A 19629-nucleotide genomic window follows, 5' to 3' on the forward strand; every position below is an offset into this window, starting at 1 on the left:
GCGGTGGCGCTTCATGTCCATTGCGCATGTTCTTTCGGGGTATTCTATTCGGAGCTTAGCCTCATGTTTGGCTGGTTTGAAAAACGACTCGATCCATTTCCTTCGTCCACGCCGTCGACACCGCCGAAGACGCTGATTGCCTTCATGTGGCACTACGTGAAGCCGGCATGGCCATGGCTTCTTCTGCTTGGCCTGATGTCCATGGGCATCGCGATTGCCGAAGCCATGCTCTACAAGTTCCTTGGAAGCATCGTCGATTGGCTCTCCACCGCCAACCGCGAGACCTTCTTTGCGGATGAGGGCTGGCATCTTGTCGGCATGGGTGCGCTCGTTCTGATCGGCTTGCCATTGATGGGCTCGATCCACACCATGACCATGCACCAGACGCTGGCCGGCAATTTCGGCATGATCGCGCGCTGGCGGATGCACCGGTACCTGCTGCGCCACTCCATGACCTTCTTCGCCAACGAGTTCGCGGGGCGCGTATCGACAAAGGTCATGCAGACGGCGCTCGCCATCCGCGAAGTGGCGTTGAAGATCATCGACGTTTTCGTCTACGCGATCAGCTTCGTCATTTCGATGCTGTTCATGGTGGCGGCCGCCGACTGGCGCCTGGTCATTCCCTTGCTCGCATGGCTCGGCATCTATCTGTGTATCCTGACCTATTTCGTGCCAAAGCTTGGCCGGTTGGCGCAGGAACAGGCGGATGCGCGTTCGATGATGACGGGCCGTATCGTGGATAGCTACACGAACATCTCCACCATCAAGCTGTTCTCGCATGCGGGGCGCGAGGAGGTTTATGCGCGTGAGGGCATGGACGTGTTCCTTGGAACCGTTCACCGCCAGATGCGCAAGATTTCCGGCTTCAACATGCTGATCGACATCAACAATGCGATCGTCATGTTCTCGACGGCGAGCCTTGGTCTTTATTTCTGGATGCAGGGCTCGGTGACCGCCGGTTCGGTCGCCATTGCCATCAGCCTTGCCATGCGCGTCAACGGCATGTCGCAGTGGATCATGTGGGAAGTGACCGCGCTTTTTGAAAACATCGGCACCGTTTATGACGGCATGTCGATGATGACCAAGCCGCACGATATCGTCGATGCCGCAAACGCACCAAGCTTAAGCGCACACAAGGGCGCAATCCTGTTCGACGACATTCGTTTCCACTACGGAAAGTCCAAGGGTGTCATCGATGGGCTGACGCTGGACATCAAGGCGGGTGAAAAGGTCGGTCTCGTCGGGCGCTCCGGTGCCGGCAAGACGACGCTGATGAATCTTCTGTTGCGCTTCTACGATCTGGAAGGCGGCAGGATCACCATTGACGGGCAGGACATCTCGCAGGTGTCGCAGGACAGTCTTCGCAGCCTGATCGGCGTGGTGACGCAGGATACCTCGCTTCTGCATCGGTCCATTCGCGACAACATCGCCTATGGTCATCCGGGCGCAAGCGACGAGGAGATCATCGCTGCGGCCAAACGTGCCAATGCCTGGGACTTCATCGAAACGCTGGTGGACATGCATGGCCGCCACGCGCTCGATGCGCAGGTTGGCGAGCGCGGCGTCAAGCTTTCCGGTGGTCAGCGTCAGCGTATCGCGATTGCGCGTGTGTTCCTGAAGAATGCGCCGATCCTCATTCTCGACGAGGCGACGTCTGCGCTGGACTCGGAAGTCGAGCAGGCCATCCAGGAAAACCTGTTTGCGCTGATGGAAGGCAAGACGGTGATTGCGATCGCGCATCGGCTTTCGACACTGACCGAGATGGATCGATTGATCATTCTCGACAAGGGCAAGATCGTGGAGGCCGGAACGCATTCCGAACTGGTGGCCCATGGCGGCATCTATGCCGATCTGTGGCAGCGCCAGTCCGGTGGCTTCATCGCGGACGAGGAACCCGAGATGAAAGAGGCGGGCGAATAGAACGCCTCGACATCTCATGCTTCTATAATAAGTAGTACTAAGTATATGGCTCGCATTCGATGAAGTGCGAGCCATTTTTTTGTAAAAAGTTCCCCAATTTTGATATTTGTCAATAACTTATTTTTTAACAATCTTCTTTATTGTTGTGAAACTATCCTTTGCGGGAGCTATGTGGTCTAACATCGGGGGGTGTCGTGCGTTTCTTCAACATGAAAATTAAGGTACTTTTGCCTGTCTTGTTCTCTGTGTTGATTGGTTTGGGTGCAATACAGGGGGCGCTGGCGATCTATTCCATGCGTGTGATGGAGGCGGAGGGCTCGGGACTTGCGAACCGCATGCAGCGCACTCTTCTCATCAGCGATATGGACCGCAGTTTTGGCGACGTTCGTCGCCAATATGCCCTTCTTCTCGGTGCGAGGACGCCCGAAGAGGTCCAAAAGGCGTCGGCATCTATCCAGGCTGCAATCGCAACACGGCAGAAGGCATTCGATGCCTATGGCTCTACGGTGGTCGTTCCGGAAATGAAGCGCATCTTCGGGGAGCTTTCGAAGGCTGTCGGAGATTACGAAGTTGCGGGCGGTGAACTTGTCAATCTTCTCGCCACTTCCAAAGTGGATGAGGCGGTCGCACTGCGCGCAGACAGAATGAACCCTGCTGCGGATGCATCTACCAAGAGCATCGACGCTTTGATTGCCGCCAACAAGGTGCTGGCGAGACAATCGTACCAAACACTGGAAGACACGTCCGATATGGCGATGAAAACGACGATAGCCGCGGTCGCAGCGGTGGTCATTATCGCCACCTGCGCGGGGTTCCTGTCATTGTTCCGTATTGCCCGGCCAATCACCGACATAACGAATGCGATGAAGGCGCTTGCCGCTGGCGATACGGCCCGTGAAGTACCGCATGGTTCGCGCGCGGACGAGATCGGCGATATGTCGACTGCCGTTTCGGTGTTCCGCACCAACGCGCTGGAGCGCGAGCGGCTTGAAAAGGAAGCCGATGCCAATCGCCACCTGAGCGAGCAAGAACGTCGAGCCCGGGAGGAACAGAAGGCGCAGGAAGCCGCTGCCGTAAAGTTTGCGGTTGACGGCCTGGCCGACGGACTGACGCATCTTTCCAATGGCGACATGACATTCCGACTTGAGACACCATTCGTCGGCCAATTGGACGGCGTTCGCGTCAACTTTAATCAGTCCGTCGAGAAATTACAGGCAGCGCTCCGCTCCGTCGGTGAAAATGCCCGGATGATCGATGCAGGTGCCAAGGAGATCCGCTCGGCCACGGACGATTTCGCAAGACGAACCGAACAGCAGGCGGCGTCGGTCGAGGAAACCGCCGCAGCGCTGGAACAGGTGACGACTGCGGTGAAGGACTCGAGCATCAAGGCGAGCGAGGCTGGCGAACTGGTTGCCAAAACCCGTGCCGGCGCCGAGCGCTCGGGTCAAATCGTACGCAAGGCCGTCAACGCCATGACGGAAATTCAAAATTCGTCGAACGAGATCAGCAATATTATCGGCGTGATCGATGATATCGCCTTCCAGACCAATCTTCTGGCCCTGAACGCCGGTGTGGAAGCTGCACGGGCGGGTGAGGCCGGCAAGGGCTTTGCCGTTGTCGCGCAGGAGGTTCGTGAGCTTGCCCAACGCTCCGCGAGCGCTGCCAAGGAAATCAAGACGCTGATCACCAAATCCGGTGTGCAGGTGCGCGACGGTGTGGATCTGGTGGGCGAAACCGGCCAGGCGCTCGAGGCCATCGTTGCCGAAGTACAGGAGATCAACCGAAACGTGGCGGCGGTCGTCGGATCAGCTAAAGAACAGTCTACCGGCCTTTCCGAAATCAACTCTGCCGTCAACCAGATGGATCAGGGTACGCAGCAAAATGCCTCGATGGTTGAGCAATCGAGCGCCGCGTCTTACGGTCTTGCATCGCAGGCTGCGTCGCTCATGGAGCTTCTGTCACAGTTCAAGCTCGACGATGGATCGGCAACGCGCATCGTAGCGCAGCCCGCGCAGGCGCCTCGTCAACCGGGCCAGCCTTCTCCAGCACGAGCGCTCGGCCAGCGGCTTGCCTCGGCCTTTTCAGGCAGGAGTTCGGCAGCAGCAGCGGCTGCGCCAGACAACTGGACGGAGTTTTGACCTGAGCGCTACCTCGCACGGGCAGCACATCGTAAAGCTCCGTGTCATTGCGAAATCGATTTCGATCTGTCGCACCGATGTCTTGGGCGGGAACATCTCCCGCCCTTTTTCATTGAAGCGCCGTATGTCCCGCATCGCGCTTCTCATGTAGACGTGTTCCGAGATGATGTGGCCCGCATTACCAAAATACAATCGACGCTGTTCTTTGCTCCTCTCAAGAATCCGCCTATACAATCAATATGATCATAACGCGTGTTTTCCACCATTTCGAAAACTGGATCGAGCCCTTCGCCCGCAAGGACGATCTGAGGCCGCCGGAAAGCGCATTCGCTTTCATCTGGTTCTATCTCCGTCAGGCCAAGGCGCCGTTCTTTGCCATGCTGGTGCTTGGCGGTTTGACGGCTGCGATCGAAGCGGCGCTCTTCTGGTTCGTCGGGCGGCTCGTTGATATTCTCTCGACCGTCAAGCCGGGCGATGGCTGGTCTGGCCTGCTGGCGAGCCACGGCTATGAACTGATCGGAATGCTGTTCCTGATCGCTGTGGTGCGCTTCGTCGTCACCATGCTGACGGCGCTCGTTGATCAGCAGATCATCACGCCGGGTTTCTACAATCTCGTGCGCTGGCAGTCCTATATGCATGTCGCGCGGCAATCGCTGAGCTTCTTCCAGAACGATTTCTCCGGTCGTATCGTCACCAAGGTCTGGTCGGGCGGGCAGGCGGCGGGCGACCTCGTCACCTCGCTGATGGAAAGCGTCTGGTTTGTCGGCATCTATTCGGTATCGATGCTCTTCCTGATCGGCGGGCTGGACTGGCGGCTTGGACTGGTTGTGGTGCTTTGGGTCGGCATCTTCTCCATGCTGGCGCGCTATTTCGTGCCGCGCATTCGCTTCCATTCTCGCGAAACTGCGGAAGCCGCCTCTATGCTGAACGGGCGCATGGTGGATGCCTATAGCAACATCCAGACACTGCGTCTCTTTGGCCGCGCTGATGCCAATGACCGCTATATGCGCCAAGGCTTCGATACCTTCCAGCGCACCACCATGACCTTTACCCGCTTCATCACGGGGGTCCGGGCGTCCATGGCGCTGCTATCGGGCATCATGATCACGTCGATGGCCGCCCTTTGCATCGATCTCTGGCTATCCGGCAAGATCAGCTCCGGTGCTGTGGCCTTCACACTTGCCTTGGTGCTGCGGCTCAACTTCCTGCTTGGGCGGCTGATGACGCAGTTCAACGGCATCATGCGCAATTTCGGCACGGTGCAGAACGCCGCCGAACTGATCTCGCAGCCAATCGGCCTTGTCGATGCGGCGGATGCAAAGCCGCTCGAGGTGACGACGCCGAGCGTCCAGTTCGATGATGTCAGCTTCCACTATGGACGCGGCAAGGGTGTCATCGATCATCTCAACCTCACCATCGCGCCCGGCGAAAAGGTCGGCATCGTGGGGCGCTCGGGCGCCGGCAAGTCGACGCTCGTCAATTTGCTTTTGCGCTTCTATGACGTGGAGCAGGGGCGCATCCTGATCGATGGGCAGGATATTGCGCATGTGACACAGGAGACGTTGCGCGCCCATATCGGCATGGTCACGCAGGATACCTCGCTTCTGCACCGTTCCATTCGCGACAACATCATGTTCGGCCGCACGGACGCGACCGAGGAGGAGTTGCTGGAAGCCGCACGTCGGGCGCAGGCCGACGATTTCATTGCGCGGCTTGAAGACCAGCGGGGCCGCAAGGGCTTCGATGCCCATGTGGGCGAACGAGGCGTCAAGCTTTCCGGTGGTCAGCGTCAGCGCATCGCGATTGCGCGTGTGATGCTGAAAGACGCGCCGATCCTCATTCTGGACGAGGCAACGTCTGCGCTCGACTCCGAAGTGGAAGCGGCGATCCAGAGCAACCTCGACGCGTTGATGAAGGGCAAGACGGTACTGGCGATCGCGCATCGTCTGTCAACGATCGCCGCGCTTGACAGGCTGGTGGTGATGGATGCCGGGCGGATCGTCGAACAGGGTACCCATAGCGAACTGGTAGCGAGCGGCGGGCTTTACGCGGACCTCTGGGCGCGTCAGTCCGGTGGGTTTCTGGATGCTGAAGGAGAATAAGATCTTGAGCCCAGTCCCGGGCATCCGAGACGCGTCGGTTAGATGCGGCTCCGCTGCGTCATGACTTCCATTCTCATTTCAAGCTTTGCCACTATCGTATGAGCAAAAAAAGGGCGGTCGCTCGCAGAGCCCGCCCTGCTGCTCTGTTTTGCAGATATTAGAATTCTTCCCACTCTTTTGCTGCCGCATTGGACGCTGTGGCTCTGCCGCCGCCAAAGGCACTGGCGAGACGGTTGCCGAGTGCGCGGGCAGCGGAGGCGATGGGGCGATGTTCCGTTGCTGAGGCGGCGACCGGACGTGCTGCCTCGGAAACCTGAGTGTTCCCGATCCGAAACTGCGATATCAGCCGGGTCAGCTCATCTGCCTCGCTTGCGAGCGAGTGGCTCGCGGCGGTCTGTTCTTCCACCATTGCAGCATTCTTCTGCGTTGCCTGATCGATGTTATTGACCGCTTCGCTGACTTCTTTCAGGGCCGTCGACTGTTCGCGTGACGACAAGACGATCGCTGTGACGTTCCGGTCGATTTCCTGAACCTGGTTGATGATCTGAAGCAGGGAATTGCCGGTCTCACCAACAAGTTCCACGCCCAATGTCACCTGGGTTCCTGATTTGGTAATCAGCGCCTTGATCTCTTTGGCGGCATTGGCAGAGCGCTGCGCCAGTTCGCGCACTTCCTGGGCAACGACGGCAAAGCCCTTGCCTGCTTCGCCAGCACGTGCGGCTTCCACACCTGCGTTCAACGCAAGAAGGTTCGTCTGGAAGGCGATTTCATCGATGACGCCGATGATGTTGGAAATTTCTCTAGATGAGGCCTCGATGCCGGACATCGCGTCCACGGCACGCTGGACAACTGCTCCCGACTTCTCCGCACCGAGCCTTGTCTGCTCGACAAGCACGCCTGCGTCTTCGGCGCGTTTGGTGGCATCACGCAGTGTCGTGGAAATTTCCTCGAAGGCTGCCGCAGTTTCCTCGACAGATGCCGCCTGCTGTTCCGTACGTTTGGCCAGATCGTCGGAGGCCGATCGAATTTCCGACGAACCGGCGCGGATCGCATTGGCGTTATCGCCAACCGAGCGCAGGGCGGCCTGGAGTTTCATCACTGCAGCGTTGAAATCATGGCGTAGTTGATCGAGGGAGCCTGCGAAGGCGGTATCGATCCTGTGGGTCATGTCACCTTCTGCGAGCTTGTTCAGGCCTTCGGCCAGCGCTTCGACGGCGGCACGCGTCTGACGCTCGCGCTCGGCAGCTTCTTCGGCGCGCTCGCGACGTTCTGCTTCGCTTATTGCGCGGTCACGTTCGGCCTCGGCCTCCAGGCGGGTCTTGGCGAGGGTCGCATCGCGCAGCACAGCCAGCGAACGGGCCATCTCGCCGATTTCATCCTTGTGAACTGATTGCGAGAGATCGACATCCGTTTTGCCGCGAGCGATTTCGCTGGTGGCTACGATAACTTTGTCCAGACGTTTGCGCATGCGCGTTGCCAGCAACCAGCCTACGACTACCATTAGCCCAGCGGCAGTCGCGATGATGATAATGGAAGTTATAGCAAGCGATGTGACCTCGGCGAAGACGACAGCTTTCGGAACGCTGACGACGGTAAACCATGTGGCGCCTTCAGCAAGTGGAACCGGGACCGCGACCGAGAGATAGGGCGTACCATCCTTGTCGGCGATCTCCAGCGGCTCTTCCGGATTGGCGATCAAAGCCTGCCAAGCCTGTGCATCCAGACCGGAATCCCTAAGCGCCTTGCCCAGCGTAGCCTTGTCTGGATGGCTGACTATATTGCCCTTCTGGCTCAGCAGTGCGACATAACCCGCTCCCAACGGCTTCAACTTAGCCATCTCGCTGGCCAGAGCGTCGAGCGCGCTATCGACGCCAACGACGCCAGCAAACTTGCCGTCAATCATCACCGGCGTCATGAAGGAGGTCATGTTGACCACCTTGTCACCGACCTTGTAGTCGTAGGGTTCGGTGAGCATGTCCTTGCCGTTCGACTTCGGCACCAGATAGTAGTCGCCATCGCCGGGCTTTTCGTAGTCGACCAGCGGCATGAGCGTGACCTTACCATCGACGCGCGCGACATAAGGAATGAAGCGACCCGTCGCGTCGTGACCCGGCTTGTTTACGTAATCTGCGTCCTTGCCGTCGAAGGCGTTGGGCTCCCAACCCGTGCTGAGGCCGAATGCAGTATTGTCCGAAAGAAGACGTTCCATGAATGCCGTCATGCCATCGCGGTTCGGCGTGCCGGTCCGCTTCATTGCGTAAAGCGATGACCGCATGTTCCAGGCGAGCGTCTTGATGCTGGCAAAATGGGTCTGCACTTTTTCGGCGCTGGAATGGGCATTGGCAACCATTTCCGAAACCGAACGCTCCTCGACCGTGCGATACGACATCCAAAGCAGAATGCTTGCCGTTGCTACGGTGGTTGCAACCCCGGTGGCGACAATAGCAAACATATTTCGGGCAATTGCAGTTTTTGGAACCAGCACAGAACTCTCCCAGGATGGGTAAACAATTTCTACATTCGTCTAAGCTGACCACATAGGCGCGAGACGATATTACGGAGTATTTATTACTTATAATTTTTAAAAAAATAATTAATTGTATTGCGTATTGTTAAACGCAGGGTCGCCGTGCTTTGTTTTAGTGGGGCGAGATGAGGAATTCACTTTCCTTGTTTGGGACGAAAAGTAAGACGGACGTTGCCTGGATTTGTGCCGTTTTTTTAACGATCAGGCGGGGCAGCAAAAGTCAGCTGTGCCGATTCCCGAATAAGTAAATTCCGGGAAATACTTAGATTCCCTTAGATATAATTTGAATGTCGATGATTTTCGAATAGAGCGAGGTGTCAGTCGCTGTCGACTGTCTTGGCAGCAATCATGAAGTCGGCAATCAGCCCGTAATGGTTCGAGCCGAAATTGTCTGGCAGACGCTTGACGCTCATCAGCGTCGCTGGCTTGCGAGCGAAGATATGATCGATGGCGATGCCGAAGCGTCCGGCGCGGATCGGCCATGTTGCCGGTTCCCACGGCGCTTTCTCGAGGCGCGTTTGCGCCATGAACTCCCTCATATCGGGGACGATGCTGGCGGAGTTGAAATCACCACCGAGAATGAGTGGTCCCTCTATCTTGCCCAGTATGTCTGAAAGCTTGCTCAGTTCTTCGCCATGATATTTGTCGAAGTACGGTTTTGTCAGATGAACCTGCGCAAGCGTCAGCGTTACGCCCTCAAGGTCGATATGGGCAAGGCCTGCCCGTTCCTGGCTGACGTAGCTGAGGCTGCCGGTCTTGCCATCGATGAGCGGTCTTTTCGACAGCATCAGAAGATCGCAGTCGCTGACAGCGATGCCGCAACCCAAACGATAGGGATAGATCTGGGAAAGCCGGGGGAGGACGCTTCGCAGGGCCGCTGCTTCCATGACGTAGACCACGTCCGCCTGCGAGGCGACGATGGCATCGGCAATTGATTCGGCGCTTCTGCGGTTTTCTCTCAGCACATTGAAGGACAACAGCCGGAACGGCTTGGCCGATGACGAATGAATCCCGTCTGTGGAGAAATCCTGTTGCATGATGACGCCATGCGCAGTGAGAACCAGCGACCAGGCCAGAAGGGCGACAAACAGCCGCGAGCGCAATGCCCAAAGGCAGATTGCCGAGGCAAACGACGCCAGAAGCGCTATATGAAGCTGGAAGCTGGTGACGAAAGCGAGCAGCCAGAAATCATAGATATATCTGAAGCTTATGGAAAAAAGCGCCGCAATGATCGCAGTCGAGGCGATGCAGGTGAGCCGTGCTTTCACGCGTAAATTCCCGTCTCTTCGCTCTCCCGCATGTCGATTAGCATGGGCCACTCAAACACACAATGTTGCAGGATCGACAGTCGGCTGACAAAAACCGACGAAAAAGATGCGGCTCAAGGCGAAATTACGGCAGCTTTGTGTGCTTTCCTCTTGCCAAGGTCGGGCATATTTTGCGATCACACATATAAGCGCGATTTTATCTTCGCGCATGCATGACCAAGACGCTGGGGATGGAGTTTGTCTTGGATCAAATCGGAGCGGGAGGACTCATGCGATTTTCAACGAAATTAGCGCAGAGGATGGTGTAGCGGTGAGCGAGCACGTAAATGACCATGACGCGTCGGGTGAGCCCACCCGTCGCGATTTTCTTTACCTTGTGACGGGTATGGCCGGTGCCGTTGGCGCCGCCGCCGTTGCATGGCCTTTCATCGACCAGATGCGTCCCGATGCATCCACGCTCGCACTCGCTTCCATCGAAGTTAATGTTGCCAGCGTCGAGCCTGGCATGTCGCTGACGGTGAAGTGGCGCGGCAAGCCGATCTTCATCCGCAATCGCACCGAGAAGGAAATTCAGGAAGCCAATGCCGTTCAACTGGCTCAGCTGAAGGATCCGGTTGCCCGCAACGCCAACCTTGCGCCCGATGCACAGGCCACCGACATCGACCGCTCGGCCGGTCAGGGCAAGGAAAACTGGATCGTCATGATCGGCTCCTGTACCCACCTCGGCTGCGTTCCGCTTGGTCAGGCGGGCGATTTCGGCGGATGGTTCTGTCCCTGCCATGGCTCGCACTACGATACGGCGGGCCGCATTCGCAAAGGTCCGGCGCCGGAAAACCTGCATATTCCGACCTTCGCATTCACATCCGATACCGTGATCAGAATCGGATAAGGGGACAGATGAAATGAGTGGTCATTCCAGTTACCAGCCATCGACCGGTATCGAGAGATGGGTCGATTCCCGCCTTCCGCTGCCGCGTATGATCTATGACAGCTTCGTGGCCTATCCGGTTCCGCGCAATCTGAACTACGCATACACCTTCGGTGCCATGCTCGCCGTCATGCTGATCGTGCAGATCCTGACGGGCGTGGTGCTTGCCATGCATTATGCTGCTGATACGACGGTCGCCTTCACCTCCGTCGAGAAGATCATGCGCGACGTGAACCATGGCTGGCTGTTGCGCTACATGCACGCCAATGGCGCGTCCTTCTTCTTCATCGCGGTCTATCTGCATATTGCCCGCGGCCTCTATTACGGTTCCTACAAGGCGCCGCGTGAAATCCTCTGGATCCTCGGCTGCGTCATCTTCCTTCTGATGATGGCAACCGGCTTCATGGGTTACGTTCTGCCTTGGGGCCAGATGTCCTTCTGGGGTGCGACCGTTATCACCGGCTTCTTTACCGCCTTCCCGCTGGTGGGTGAGTGGATCCAGCAATTCCTGCTCGGTGGCTTCGCTGTCGATCAGCCGACGCTGAACCGCTTCTTCGCGCTGCACTACCTGCTGCCCTTCATGATTGCCGGCGTCGTCATCCTGCATATCTGGGCGCTGCACGTGACCGGCCAGACAAACCCCACGGGCGTCGAGGTCAAGAGCAAGACGGACACGGTTCCCTTCACGCCCTATGCGACGCTGAAGGATGCGCTTGGCGTGTCGATTTTCCTGATCGCCTACGCCTGGTTCGTCTTCTACATGCCGAACTTCCTCGGCCACCCCGACAACTACATCATGGCGGACGCGCTGAAGACGCCGGCCCACATCGTGCCGGAATGGTACTTCCTTCCCTTCTACGCCATGCTGCGCGCCATCACCTTCAATGTCGGCCCGATCGATTCCAAGCTCGGTGGCGTTCTGGTGATGTTCGGTGCGATTGTCGTGCTGTTCTTCCTGCCATGGCTCGATACGTCCAAGGTTCGCTCTGCGGTCTATCGCCCTTGGTACAAGCTGTTCTTCTGGATCTTCGTCGCCAACGCCATCATGCTCGGCTGGCTTGGCTCGCGTCCCGCGGAAGGCCTCTATGTGACGATGTCGCAGTTGGGTACGCTCTACTACTTCGGCTTCTTCCTCCTCATCATGCCTCTTCTCGGCCTGTTCGAGACGCCAAGGCGAATCCCGAATTCGATCACCGAGGCGGTTCTCGAAAAGAACGCCAAGGCGACCACAGACGCGCCTGCCGGCGTGAAGATCTGAGTGCGGGAGAGAATGATGACAATGAAGAAGCTTGTAACGGGCATCGCGCTCATGGCCGCTCTCGGCGGGTTTACCGCCGCCATGGCAGCAGAAGAAGGCCATGACGATCTCGCGTCGAAGGCGACCCATGCGATTGCAGGCGGGCACTTCCCCATCCTGAAGCCGCATGAGGAGACGTGGTCCTTTGCCGGTCCCTTCGGCAAATATGACAAGGGTCAGTTGCAGCGCGGCCTGAAGATCTACAAGGAAGTCTGTTCCGCCTGCCACTCCATGAGCCTGGTTTCCTTCCGTACGCTTGAGGGCCTCGGCTACTCGGAAGATCAGGTCAAGGCTTTCGCTGCGGAATATGAAGTGCAGGACGGTCCGAATGCCGACGGTGAAATGTTCACCCGCAAGGCCGTACCATCCGATCACTTCCCGTCGCCATATCCGAACAAGGAAGCGGCTGCTGCCTCCAATGGCGGCGCTGCCCCTCCGGACATGTCGCTGCTCGCCAAGGCACGCGGTGTTGAACGCGGTTTCCCGCAGTTCATCGTCGACATGATTCCGATCGTTGGCGGTTATCAGGAAGGTGGCCCGGATTACATCCACGCGCTGCTGACGGGATATCAGGAGCCGCCAGCCGGCATCAAGAACCCGGATGGTACGGACTACAAGGTTCCGGAAGGCACGCACTTCAATCCGTATTTCGCAAGCGCTACATCGTTGAAAATGGCTCCGCCCATCAGCAACGATCAGGTGACTTACGATGATGGTACGCCGCAGACGCTGGAGCAATATTCCAGAGACATATCGGCCTTCCTGATGTGGGCTGCCGAGCCCCATCTGGAACAGCGTAAGCGCACGGGTTTCATGGTGATGATATTCCTGTTCATCTTCACGGTGCTGATCTACCTCACGAAGAAGTCGGTTTATTCGCGAAAAGAGCACTGATAGCTTTCGCATGAACTGCGTAAGAGCCCCGCGGTCACCCGCGGGGCTTTTTTGTGACCTGTGGGAGCGCTCGATGACGAAAATCCGAACCGGAGGCTGTCTGTGTGGCTCGATCCGCTTTGAAGCCAGGGCCGTGCCGCGCAATGCTCACACATGCTCCTGTGGAATCTGCCAGCGGCACTCCGGTGCGACCAGCCTCACCTGGGTGGAGTTCAACGCGGACGATGTTCTCTGGACCGGGCCCGGCGGTGCGCCATCGACCTATCGTTCCTCCGATTATTCGAGCCGTGCCTTCTGCGCCGCTTGCGGCAGCACGCTTGGCGCAATCGACGATGACCCGGTCGTTGCGCTTGTCTGGGCAAGTTTTGACGATCGTGACGATGAGGCGTTACGGCCTCACGCCCATTCCTTCGAAGATGTCTGCCCGGTATGGGCCAAAATGCCGAGCATGACGACCGGCGAATAAGGGCCGTGCCTTTTTCGTTGGTTCGCCGACATCAACTTGATAAGGTGCGGCAACTTTACAATCTGCCACATCAACTGGACATATCATGACCGCTATTGCCTCGGAACTTGCTGCCGCCATTCGCTCGATCAACGACTATCCGAAGCCCGGCATCATCTTTCGCGACATCACCACGCTTCTCGGCAATCCGCGTGCCTTCCGCCGCGCCGTGGATGAACTCGTCAATCCCTATGCGGGCACCAAGGTCGACAAGATCGCCGGCATCGAAGCGCGTGGCTTCATCCTGGGCGGCGCCATGGCGCACCAGCTTTCCACCGGCTTCGTGCCGATCCGCAAGAAGGGCAAACTGCCGCACACGACGGTGCGTGTTGCCTATAGCCTCGAATATGGCGTCGACGAGATGGAGATGCATGTGGATGCGGTCCAGCCGGGCGAGAAAGTCATTCTGGTCGACGACCTGATTGCAACCGGCGGAACGGCCGAGGGTGCCGTGAAGCTATTGCGGCAGATGGGCGCCGAGATCGTCTCAGCCTGCTTCGTCATCGACCTTCCCGATCTTGGCGGTCGCAAGAAGCTGGAAGACCTTGGCGTCGAGGTGCGGACGCTCGTGGAGTTCTCCGGGCACTGATCCTGGAAGTGGCGACTGCTTAGGTTTTGGTATGGATTTTTTTCAAAACGATCCAAGTCCAAGTAACCCCTGAAGCTCGATTGCCTGCTTGAATCGAATCGGTTTCCAAGGCACTGATTAGGCCGAGCCCTGCCTTCTCCGCCTGGGCGATGGCTTCGTCAGGACGGATTGGGTAGGATGGGCGTCCTGCCGGCGACGGGCCATGCCGTAGAGACATGATCAGCAGCCCGCCTTCTTCCATCATGCGCGTCAGGACTTCCAAGGCGCGCTGGCGTTGTTCGATTTCGATATGGTGCCATACTCCGCACAGCGTGATGAGATTGAAGGGCGCGTAGGGGAGGGTTTTATTGAGAGCTGGCAAGGTGTCATCAAGCCATCTGATTCTCTCGGATGGATGCAGGCGCATGCCGGGCTCGCGAAGTTCACTGACAGGCTCCACCGCCAAGACTTCGTGGCCTTGTCCCGCGAACCAAGCGGCATCGCGACCGGTTCCGGCACCGATATCAGCAATGCGGACAGGACGGATGGGCAGCAAATCCAAAACGGGCGCGTAGACCTCGCGGCAGTCCAAATTATCGAAGCGAGATATGAGTTCAGGGGTCGCTGCCTCTGCGTAGCCTTTCAGAACATCTGTCATCCGCCGGTGATCCTGCCTTCTGCGTTACCTTCACTCGAACTCCAGCACCTTGCTTTCAAACGTGACCACGAGCTCGCCATGCTGGTTGACGCCTTCGTTTAGCGTCGTGTTCAGCAGCAGGCCGGGCCGCGAGGCGAGGGGGCGGGCAGCGAGAAGGGTGGCGAAATAGGTGACGTCGTCGCCGGCATAGACCGGGTGCAGCCATTTGAGGTTGGCGATGCCCGGGGAGGGACCGAGCTTTGGTGGTTCAATGCCTTCGCTCGTCAGCCGCTTCACTTCATTCGTCCAGTAATTCAGGAAGCACTTCATCCAAGATGCGCTTGTCTGCCAGCCGGATGCACAGAGACCGTCGAAGACGGAGTTCTTTGCCCCTTCTTCACTCAGGTGGAATGGCTGCGGATCGAATTTTTCGGCATAGCGGATGATCGACTCGGCCGAGAAGTGGACCGTGCCGAGTTCGAGTTTGTGGCCCATGGGGTAAAGTTCGGTGAACTTCATGGCGTCGCCTCCGCCGATGTTGCCAACATAGCATTCAGTTCGACAATGCAGACCGTGTCGCCGTGTTGATTTTGCAGTTCGTGACGGAGCCTGACGACGCCCCGGTCTGGCCGGGATTTCGACACGCGGCGTTCGACAACCGTCGAGGATCCTGTCAACGTGTCGCCCGCCAGAACCGGCTTCTTCCATTCGACAAAATCGACGCCAAGTCCGGCATGGGCGCTCGATTGACCGATATAGCTGTCTACCGTCATGCGCATCAGCATGCCGCATGTGTGCCAGCCGGAGGCGGCGAGGCCGCCCAGAATGCTGGCCTTGCCGGCTTCTTCTGAAAGATGCATGGGTTGCGGATCGAATTCCATTGCAAATTCAATGATCTCTTCCGCCGTCACCGTCTTTGGTCCAAGCGGAAAGCTGCGCCCCGGCGCAAAATCGTCGAAACTGTATTTCACGAGCTTACTCCTCCGTCCCGTGATGCTCAGAGCCGGTCTGGACGCTCCGACAGGTCGATTTCGCGATGCATGTCGCGCACCTCTGCGTCAGGCTTCCAAACACGTTCCGAATGCAGGCTAACGCAAATATTCCCTTTACGTAAAGGTCAGATCGGTCGCGGGTTGATGAAAATCGATGATGGGTGAGAGGCGCTGAGGCGCCCCGCATGAGAAGCTGTGAATGATGCTTCCTCTCACGGGCAAGTGCCTTTGTGTCGAGCGCTACCCACACAAGCCTCGATTAAAGCGCGGGTGACGCAGAGGACGGCAGGAACTTTTACGGCCGTCCGAGCGCCGCAGGTGTTTCGCCACCTGCGGCGAGACTCGATCAGGTGTTGAAGCGGAAGTGGATGACGTCGCCGTCCTGAACGACATATTCCTTGCCTTCATCGCGGCCCTTGCCAGCTTCCTTGGCGCCGACTTCGCCCTTGTAGGCGACGTAGTCGTCATAGCCGATGGTGAAGGCGCGGATGAAGCCGCGCTCGAAATCGGTGTGGATGACGCCTGCGGCCTGCGGGGCCTTGGTGCCGCGAACGATGGTCCAGGCGCGGCATTCCTTTGGGCCTACGGTGAAGTAGGTGATGAGATCGAGGAGGTGGTAACCGGCGCGGATCAGCCGGTCGAGGCCAGCCTCTTCGAGGCCGAGGGCCGACAGGAATTCCTTGGATTCGTCTTCCGGCAGCTGTGCGACTTCGGATTCGATTGCCGCGGAAATGATGACGCACTCGGCCCCTTGCGCCTTTGCCATTTCGGCAACGGCCTTGGTGTGTTCGTTGCCATCGACGGCGTCGGCTTCCGCCACGTTGCAGACGTAGAGGACTGGATGCGAGGTCAGAAGGTTCAGTCCCTTGAGGACTTCGATCTCATCGGTGGCAAGCGTCTTCAGCAGAAGGCGGGCGGGCTTGCCTTCGTTGAGAAGCTTGATGACCGCTTCCATGACCGGCAACTGCGCGAGCGATTCCTTGTCCTTGGAGGTGGCGCGTTTGCGGGTCTGTTCGACGCGGCGCTCCAGACTTTCCAGATCGGCGAGCATCAGCTCGGTTTCGATCGTGTCGGCATCGCCGACCGGGTTGATACGGCCTTCGACATGGGTAATGTCGTCATCTTCAAAGCAGCGCAGCACGTGAACGACGGCGTCCACTTCGCGGATGTTGGCCAGGAACTTGTTGCCGAGGCCTTCGCCCTTCGATGCGCCGCGCACGAGACCGGCGATATCGACGAATGAGATGCGGGTCGGGATGATTTCCTTCGAGCCGGCAATATCGGCCAGAACGTGCATGCGGGCATCCGGCACGGCGACTTCACCGGTGTTCGGCTCGATGGTGCAGAAGGGATAATTTGCCGCCTGTGCTGCTGCCGTTTTCGTCAGCGCGTTGAAGAGGGTGGACTTGCCGACATTCGGCAGGCCGACGATACCGCATTTGAAGCCCATGGCTTAAACCTGTCTTTGACTTTTGAATTTCCGATTGCGAGCCTTTTGCGGAAACGCCGGAGCAAGGTCAAGTCTTGTTGCAGCAAAGGGCGAGAAATCCGCCCTTTTGCGACTAGGCTTAAGGCTGTCCGAAGCCGAACCAGGCGGATATCAGCGCCCAGCCACCATAGACGATGCCGATGGAGAAGAGCACCGAGACGATGGCCAGAACCAGTCCGCCGAGAAGCGCAAGGTCATCGCGTTGCGCCAGCGCCAGGGCGATGATCAGCACCGTGATGCCGGGGAGCGTGTTGCCGAACGGGATCGGGAGCGCAATGATCACGGCCATCAGGAAGATGACGATGCCGATGAAAGCCGGTCCGGCAAAGCGGGCCAGCATGTGGCCGCGTGGTTTCAAGAGCGCTTCCAGCTTCTCCAGCCGCGGTGCTGCCTTGTCTGCCGTGAGCTCGATGATCGAGCGCGAAACGGAGAGACGTCCCAGGACACCAGGCAGAACAAGCCTGCGTGCTCGAAACATCATCTGCAGCGACAGGATCGCCAGCGCCGTGCCGAAGATCATGCCAGCAGGAATGCCCGGCGTTGGAATGATCGCTGGAATGGCAAAGACCAGCAACACGAAGGCGGTAGCCTTGTCGCCCAGCCGGTCCAACAGACAGTCGAGCGTTACGCGTTCAGGGAGGTCATGCGGCAGGCGCTTCAGCGCTGCCGCCATGCTTTGATGCGGCGCTTCCTTATCCATGGAGCGCCCAATTCGGGAAGATCACAATCAAATGGCCGATATTGGTCATGCGCAAAGAGATGGGGAGGTCGCGCTGTGTTTCAAGGCGCCATAACCCCAATCCTGCCTGGCCTGCCATCTGATCAGGCTAAAGCCGGTGAGAACTTTTGTAATCAGTCCTTCTTGCCGAACATCCTCTTCAGCATCTCGGCCATGGGGCCGGTCTCCGGCAGCTTTTTCGGCTGAGCGTGATTTCGCGCCTGATGGATGTGCGACTGTGCTGCCGGTTTTGCCGCTTTCGCGGGCTTTTCGACTTCGGCCTTCGCGCCGGTCGCAAGGGCCAACTTATTCATGAGCTGGGAGTCTTCACCCTTCACCAGCATGGCGGCGTTGTCGGCGATGGCGTCGAGCAGCGGGTCGAGCCATGCCTTATCGGCCTTGGCGAAATCGCCGAGCACATGACCGTGCACGCGGTCCTTATCTCCCGGGTGGCCGATGCCGAGGCGCAGGCGGCGATACTCCTTGCCGCAATGGGCGTCGAGGGATTTCAGGCCGTTATGGCCACCATGTCCGCCACCGGTCTTGATGCGCGCGCGGCCGGCGGGCAGGTCCAACTCATCGTGAATGGCGATGATGTCGCCAGGGGCCAGCTTGTAGAAGCGCATGGCTTCGCCGACGGATTCACCCGACAGGTTCATGAAGGTCAGCGGTTTCATCAGCAGGATCTTCTCGCCGGCGATCTCACCTTCGGAAATTTCCGCCTTGAACTTTCTCGACCACGGCGTGAAGGAGGGCAGGCGTTGCAGGGCATCGACAGCCATGAAGCCGATGTTGTGACGGTTGCCCGCATATTGATTGCCGGGGTTGCCGAGGCCTGCAATGATGATCATGGACGAAATTCCGCTTCACTCAAAATCGATACACTTCACCAACGCGAAACGCGGCGGGTGTCAACTTTTTTGTGAGGGCGCTAGCTGTTAGTCGCTGATGATCAGACCGTATTTTTCGTAAATGCGTCTCTGGGTACCGTCGGCAATCAGATCGTCCAGCACCTTCTGCATCTTCTCGATCAGACTGTCCGGCACACTTTTGTTGCAGGCCATACCAAGCCTCTGCCGGCTGAAGGTGATGACCTCCTCAAAGTCTTTCTGGGGAAGATTCTTTAGCGCGCTCTCCGACATGGGCATTAGGTCGATGCGGCCCGCGGCGAGCTTTGAGAGCGTGTTGTTGAAATCGGCACTGATGTCGATCCGTGGAAAATTCATCGAGCGGAGCAGGCCTTCGGTGTAGTCGTTGCGCTGTGTTCCGACGGTGTATTCCTTGGCATCCTCCAGCGTCTTGATGTTCATGACGTGGCCCTGACGTGCAACCAGAACATTGCGATCCGTGTGGATGGGGGAAACCCATTTGAAGCGGGGCTCGCGCTCGGCAGTGCGGGCCGCGGCAAAGACGCAGTGCATGGGTGCGGTCTCAGCCAGCTTGATGGCGCGCGCCCAAGGCATCACCGTTGCCTCGTACTGCGTGTCCGTGCGCTCCAGAATGATCTTCAACTGATCCCAGTAGACGCCGCTTGGCTGTCCATCGGCGTCGCGAAGATTGTAGGGCGGATAATATTCCGTCGATAGAAACAGTTTTTCGGCACTGGCCGATGTCGCGGCCAGCATGCAGGTCGACAGACCAATCGA

General features: G+C 58.1%; 17 protein-coding genes. 8 read left to right on the top strand and 9 right to left on the bottom strand.

From position 1 onward, the window contains the following. The first annotated feature begins 63 nt into the window (after positions 1 to 63). The 3 genes from ACTJK5_RS02585 to ACTJK5_RS02595 all read left to right on the top strand — a co-directional run bounded on the left by ACTJK5_RS02585 (position 64) and on the right by ACTJK5_RS02595 (position 6160). The gene (locus ACTJK5_RS02585; protein ID WP_440611773.1) at positions 64 to 1920 is read left to right on the top strand and encodes an ABC transporter ATP-binding protein; all 1857 of its coding nucleotides are present in this window, start codon (positions 64 to 66) and stop codon (positions 1918 to 1920) included. 209 nt (positions 1921 to 2129) lie between these two features. Next, positions 2130 to 4058, top strand: coding sequence for a methyl-accepting chemotaxis protein (locus ACTJK5_RS02590; RefSeq protein ID WP_440611774.1), 1929 nt, complete (start codon positions 2130 to 2132; stop codon positions 4056 to 4058). A gap of 239 nt (positions 4059 to 4297) precedes the next feature. Next, positions 4298 to 6160: an ABC transporter ATP-binding protein gene (locus ACTJK5_RS02595; RefSeq protein ID WP_440611775.1), complete on the top strand. Its 1863-nt coding sequence runs from the start codon at positions 4298 to 4300 to the stop codon at positions 6158 to 6160. 157 nt (positions 6161 to 6317) lie between these two features. Here the strand turns inward: ACTJK5_RS02595 and ACTJK5_RS02600 are convergent, their stop codons facing one another. Beyond that, the gene (locus tag ACTJK5_RS02600) at positions 6318 to 8642 is read right to left on the bottom strand and encodes a methyl-accepting chemotaxis protein (protein ID WP_440612552.1); all 2325 of its coding nucleotides are present in this window, start codon (positions 8640 to 8642) and stop codon (positions 6318 to 6320) included. Between the two features lie 362 nt (positions 8643 to 9004). Continuing rightward, complete coding sequence (locus ACTJK5_RS02605) at positions 9005 to 9955, bottom strand: endonuclease/exonuclease/phosphatase family protein (RefSeq protein WP_440611776.1); 951 nt, start codon at positions 9953 to 9955, stop codon at positions 9005 to 9007. 310 nt (positions 9956 to 10265) lie between these two features. On the opposite strand from ACTJK5_RS02605, the gene petA reads away from it, so the two are divergent. The 5 genes from petA to ACTJK5_RS02630 all read left to right on the top strand — a co-directional run bounded on the left by petA (position 10266) and on the right by ACTJK5_RS02630 (position 14168). Next, entirely contained in the window at positions 10266 to 10844 is a 579-nt protein-coding gene (gene petA, locus ACTJK5_RS02610; protein WP_062426384.1) for a ubiquinol-cytochrome c reductase iron-sulfur subunit, read from the top strand. 13 nt (positions 10845 to 10857) lie between these two features. Next, complete coding sequence (locus tag ACTJK5_RS02615; RefSeq protein ID WP_062426385.1) at positions 10858 to 12141, top strand: cytochrome b; 1284 nt, start codon at positions 10858 to 10860, stop codon at positions 12139 to 12141. A gap of 21 nt (positions 12142 to 12162) precedes the next feature. Continuing rightward, positions 12163 to 13074 carry a cytochrome c1 gene (locus ACTJK5_RS02620; RefSeq protein WP_440612553.1) on the top strand — a complete coding sequence of 304 codons (912 nt, stop codon included), beginning with the start codon at positions 12163 to 12165 and terminating at the stop codon, positions 13072 to 13074. A 73-nt stretch (positions 13075 to 13147) separates the two neighbouring features. After that, positions 13148 to 13540 carry a GFA family protein gene (locus ACTJK5_RS02625; protein ID WP_440611777.1) on the top strand — a complete coding sequence of 131 codons (393 nt, stop codon included), beginning with the start codon at positions 13148 to 13150 and terminating at the stop codon, positions 13538 to 13540. A gap of 85 nt (positions 13541 to 13625) precedes the next feature. After that, complete coding sequence (locus ACTJK5_RS02630; protein WP_062598686.1) at positions 13626 to 14168, top strand: adenine phosphoribosyltransferase; 543 nt, start codon at positions 13626 to 13628, stop codon at positions 14166 to 14168. A 19-nt stretch (positions 14169 to 14187) separates the two neighbouring features. Here the strand turns inward: ACTJK5_RS02630 and ACTJK5_RS02635 are convergent, their stop codons facing one another. The 7 genes from ACTJK5_RS02635 to ACTJK5_RS02665 form a co-directional block, all read right to left on the bottom strand. Next, positions 14188 to 14805, bottom strand: a complete 618-nt coding sequence (locus ACTJK5_RS02635; protein WP_440611778.1) for a class I SAM-dependent methyltransferase — start codon at positions 14803 to 14805, stop codon at positions 14188 to 14190. Positions 14806 to 14835: 30 nt separating this feature from the next. Then, positions 14836 to 15303 (bottom strand): MaoC family dehydratase, encoded by a 468-nt coding sequence (locus tag ACTJK5_RS02640; protein ID WP_440611779.1) that lies wholly within the window; start codon positions 15301 to 15303, stop codon positions 14836 to 14838. After that, on the bottom strand, positions 15300 to 15755 hold the full coding sequence (locus ACTJK5_RS02645) for a MaoC family dehydratase (protein ID WP_440611780.1): 456 nt from the start codon (positions 15753 to 15755) through the stop codon (positions 15300 to 15302). The genes ACTJK5_RS02640 and ACTJK5_RS02645 overlap by 4 nt, the downstream gene beginning before the upstream one ends. 367 nt (positions 15756 to 16122) lie before the next feature. Then, complete coding sequence (gene ychF, locus ACTJK5_RS02650; RefSeq protein ID WP_440611781.1) at positions 16123 to 17226, bottom strand: redox-regulated ATPase YchF; 1104 nt, start codon at positions 17224 to 17226, stop codon at positions 16123 to 16125. A gap of 118 nt (positions 17227 to 17344) precedes the next feature. Further along, positions 17345 to 17965, bottom strand: coding sequence for an exopolysaccharide biosynthesis protein (locus ACTJK5_RS02655; RefSeq protein WP_440611782.1), 621 nt, complete (start codon positions 17963 to 17965; stop codon positions 17345 to 17347). Positions 17966 to 18117: 152 nt separating this feature from the next. Next, the gene (gene pth, locus ACTJK5_RS02660) at positions 18118 to 18834 is read right to left on the bottom strand and encodes an aminoacyl-tRNA hydrolase (protein WP_062426392.1); all 717 of its coding nucleotides are present in this window, start codon (positions 18832 to 18834) and stop codon (positions 18118 to 18120) included. Between the two features lie 87 nt (positions 18835 to 18921). Next, the gene (locus tag ACTJK5_RS02665; protein WP_111846830.1) at positions 18922 to 19608 is read right to left on the bottom strand and encodes a substrate-binding periplasmic protein; all 687 of its coding nucleotides are present in this window, start codon (positions 19606 to 19608) and stop codon (positions 18922 to 18924) included. Positions 19609 to 19629 lie beyond the last annotated feature (21 nt).

Origin of the sequence: Agrobacterium sp. 22094 (assembly GCF_052046015.1) — a bacterium.
Classification (GTDB): Bacteria; Pseudomonadota; Alphaproteobacteria; order Rhizobiales; family Rhizobiaceae; genus Agrobacterium; species Agrobacterium cavarae.

What these genes read in the sequence shown, in the direction of transcription:
- ACTJK5_RS02585 (WP_440611773.1), top strand. Translation starts at nt 64, where the DNA reads ATGTTTGGCTGGTTTGAAAAACGACTCGATCCATTTCCTTCGTCCACG.
- ACTJK5_RS02590 (WP_440611774.1), top strand. Translation starts at nt 2,130, where the DNA reads ATGAAAATTAAGGTACTTTTGCCTGTCTTGTTCTCTGTGTTGATTGGT.
- ACTJK5_RS02595 (WP_440611775.1), top strand. Translation starts at nt 4,298, where the DNA reads ATGATCATAACGCGTGTTTTCCACCATTTCGAAAACTGGATCGAGCCC.
- ACTJK5_RS02615 (WP_062426385.1), top strand. Translation starts at nt 10,858, where the DNA reads ATGAGTGGTCATTCCAGTTACCAGCCATCGACCGGTATCGAGAGATGG.
- ACTJK5_RS02620 (WP_440612553.1), top strand. Translation starts at nt 12,163, where the DNA reads ATGAAGAAGCTTGTAACGGGCATCGCGCTCATGGCCGCTCTCGGCGGG.
- ACTJK5_RS02625 (WP_440611777.1), top strand. Translation starts at nt 13,148, where the DNA reads ATGACGAAAATCCGAACCGGAGGCTGTCTGTGTGGCTCGATCCGCTTT.
- ACTJK5_RS02630 (WP_062598686.1), top strand. Translation starts at nt 13,626, where the DNA reads ATGACCGCTATTGCCTCGGAACTTGCTGCCGCCATTCGCTCGATCAAC.
- ACTJK5_RS02635 (WP_440611778.1), bottom strand. Translation starts at nt 14,805, where the DNA reads ATGACAGATGTTCTGAAAGGCTACGCAGAGGCAGCGACCCCTGAACTC.
- ACTJK5_RS02640 (WP_440611779.1), bottom strand. Translation starts at nt 15,303, where the DNA reads ATGAAGTTCACCGAACTTTACCCCATGGGCCACAAACTCGAACTCGGC.
- ychF (WP_440611781.1), bottom strand. Translation starts at nt 17,226, where the DNA reads ATGGGCTTCAAATGCGGTATCGTCGGCCTGCCGAATGTCGGCAAGTCC.
- ACTJK5_RS02655 (WP_440611782.1), bottom strand. Translation starts at nt 17,965, where the DNA reads ATGGATAAGGAAGCGCCGCATCAAAGCATGGCGGCAGCGCTGAAGCGC.
- pth (WP_062426392.1), bottom strand. Translation starts at nt 18,834, where the DNA reads ATGATCATCATTGCAGGCCTCGGCAACCCCGGCAATCAATATGCGGGC.
- ACTJK5_RS02665 (WP_111846830.1), bottom strand. Translation starts at nt 19,608, where the DNA reads ATGCTGGCCGCGACATCGGCCAGTGCCGAAAAACTGTTTCTATCGACG.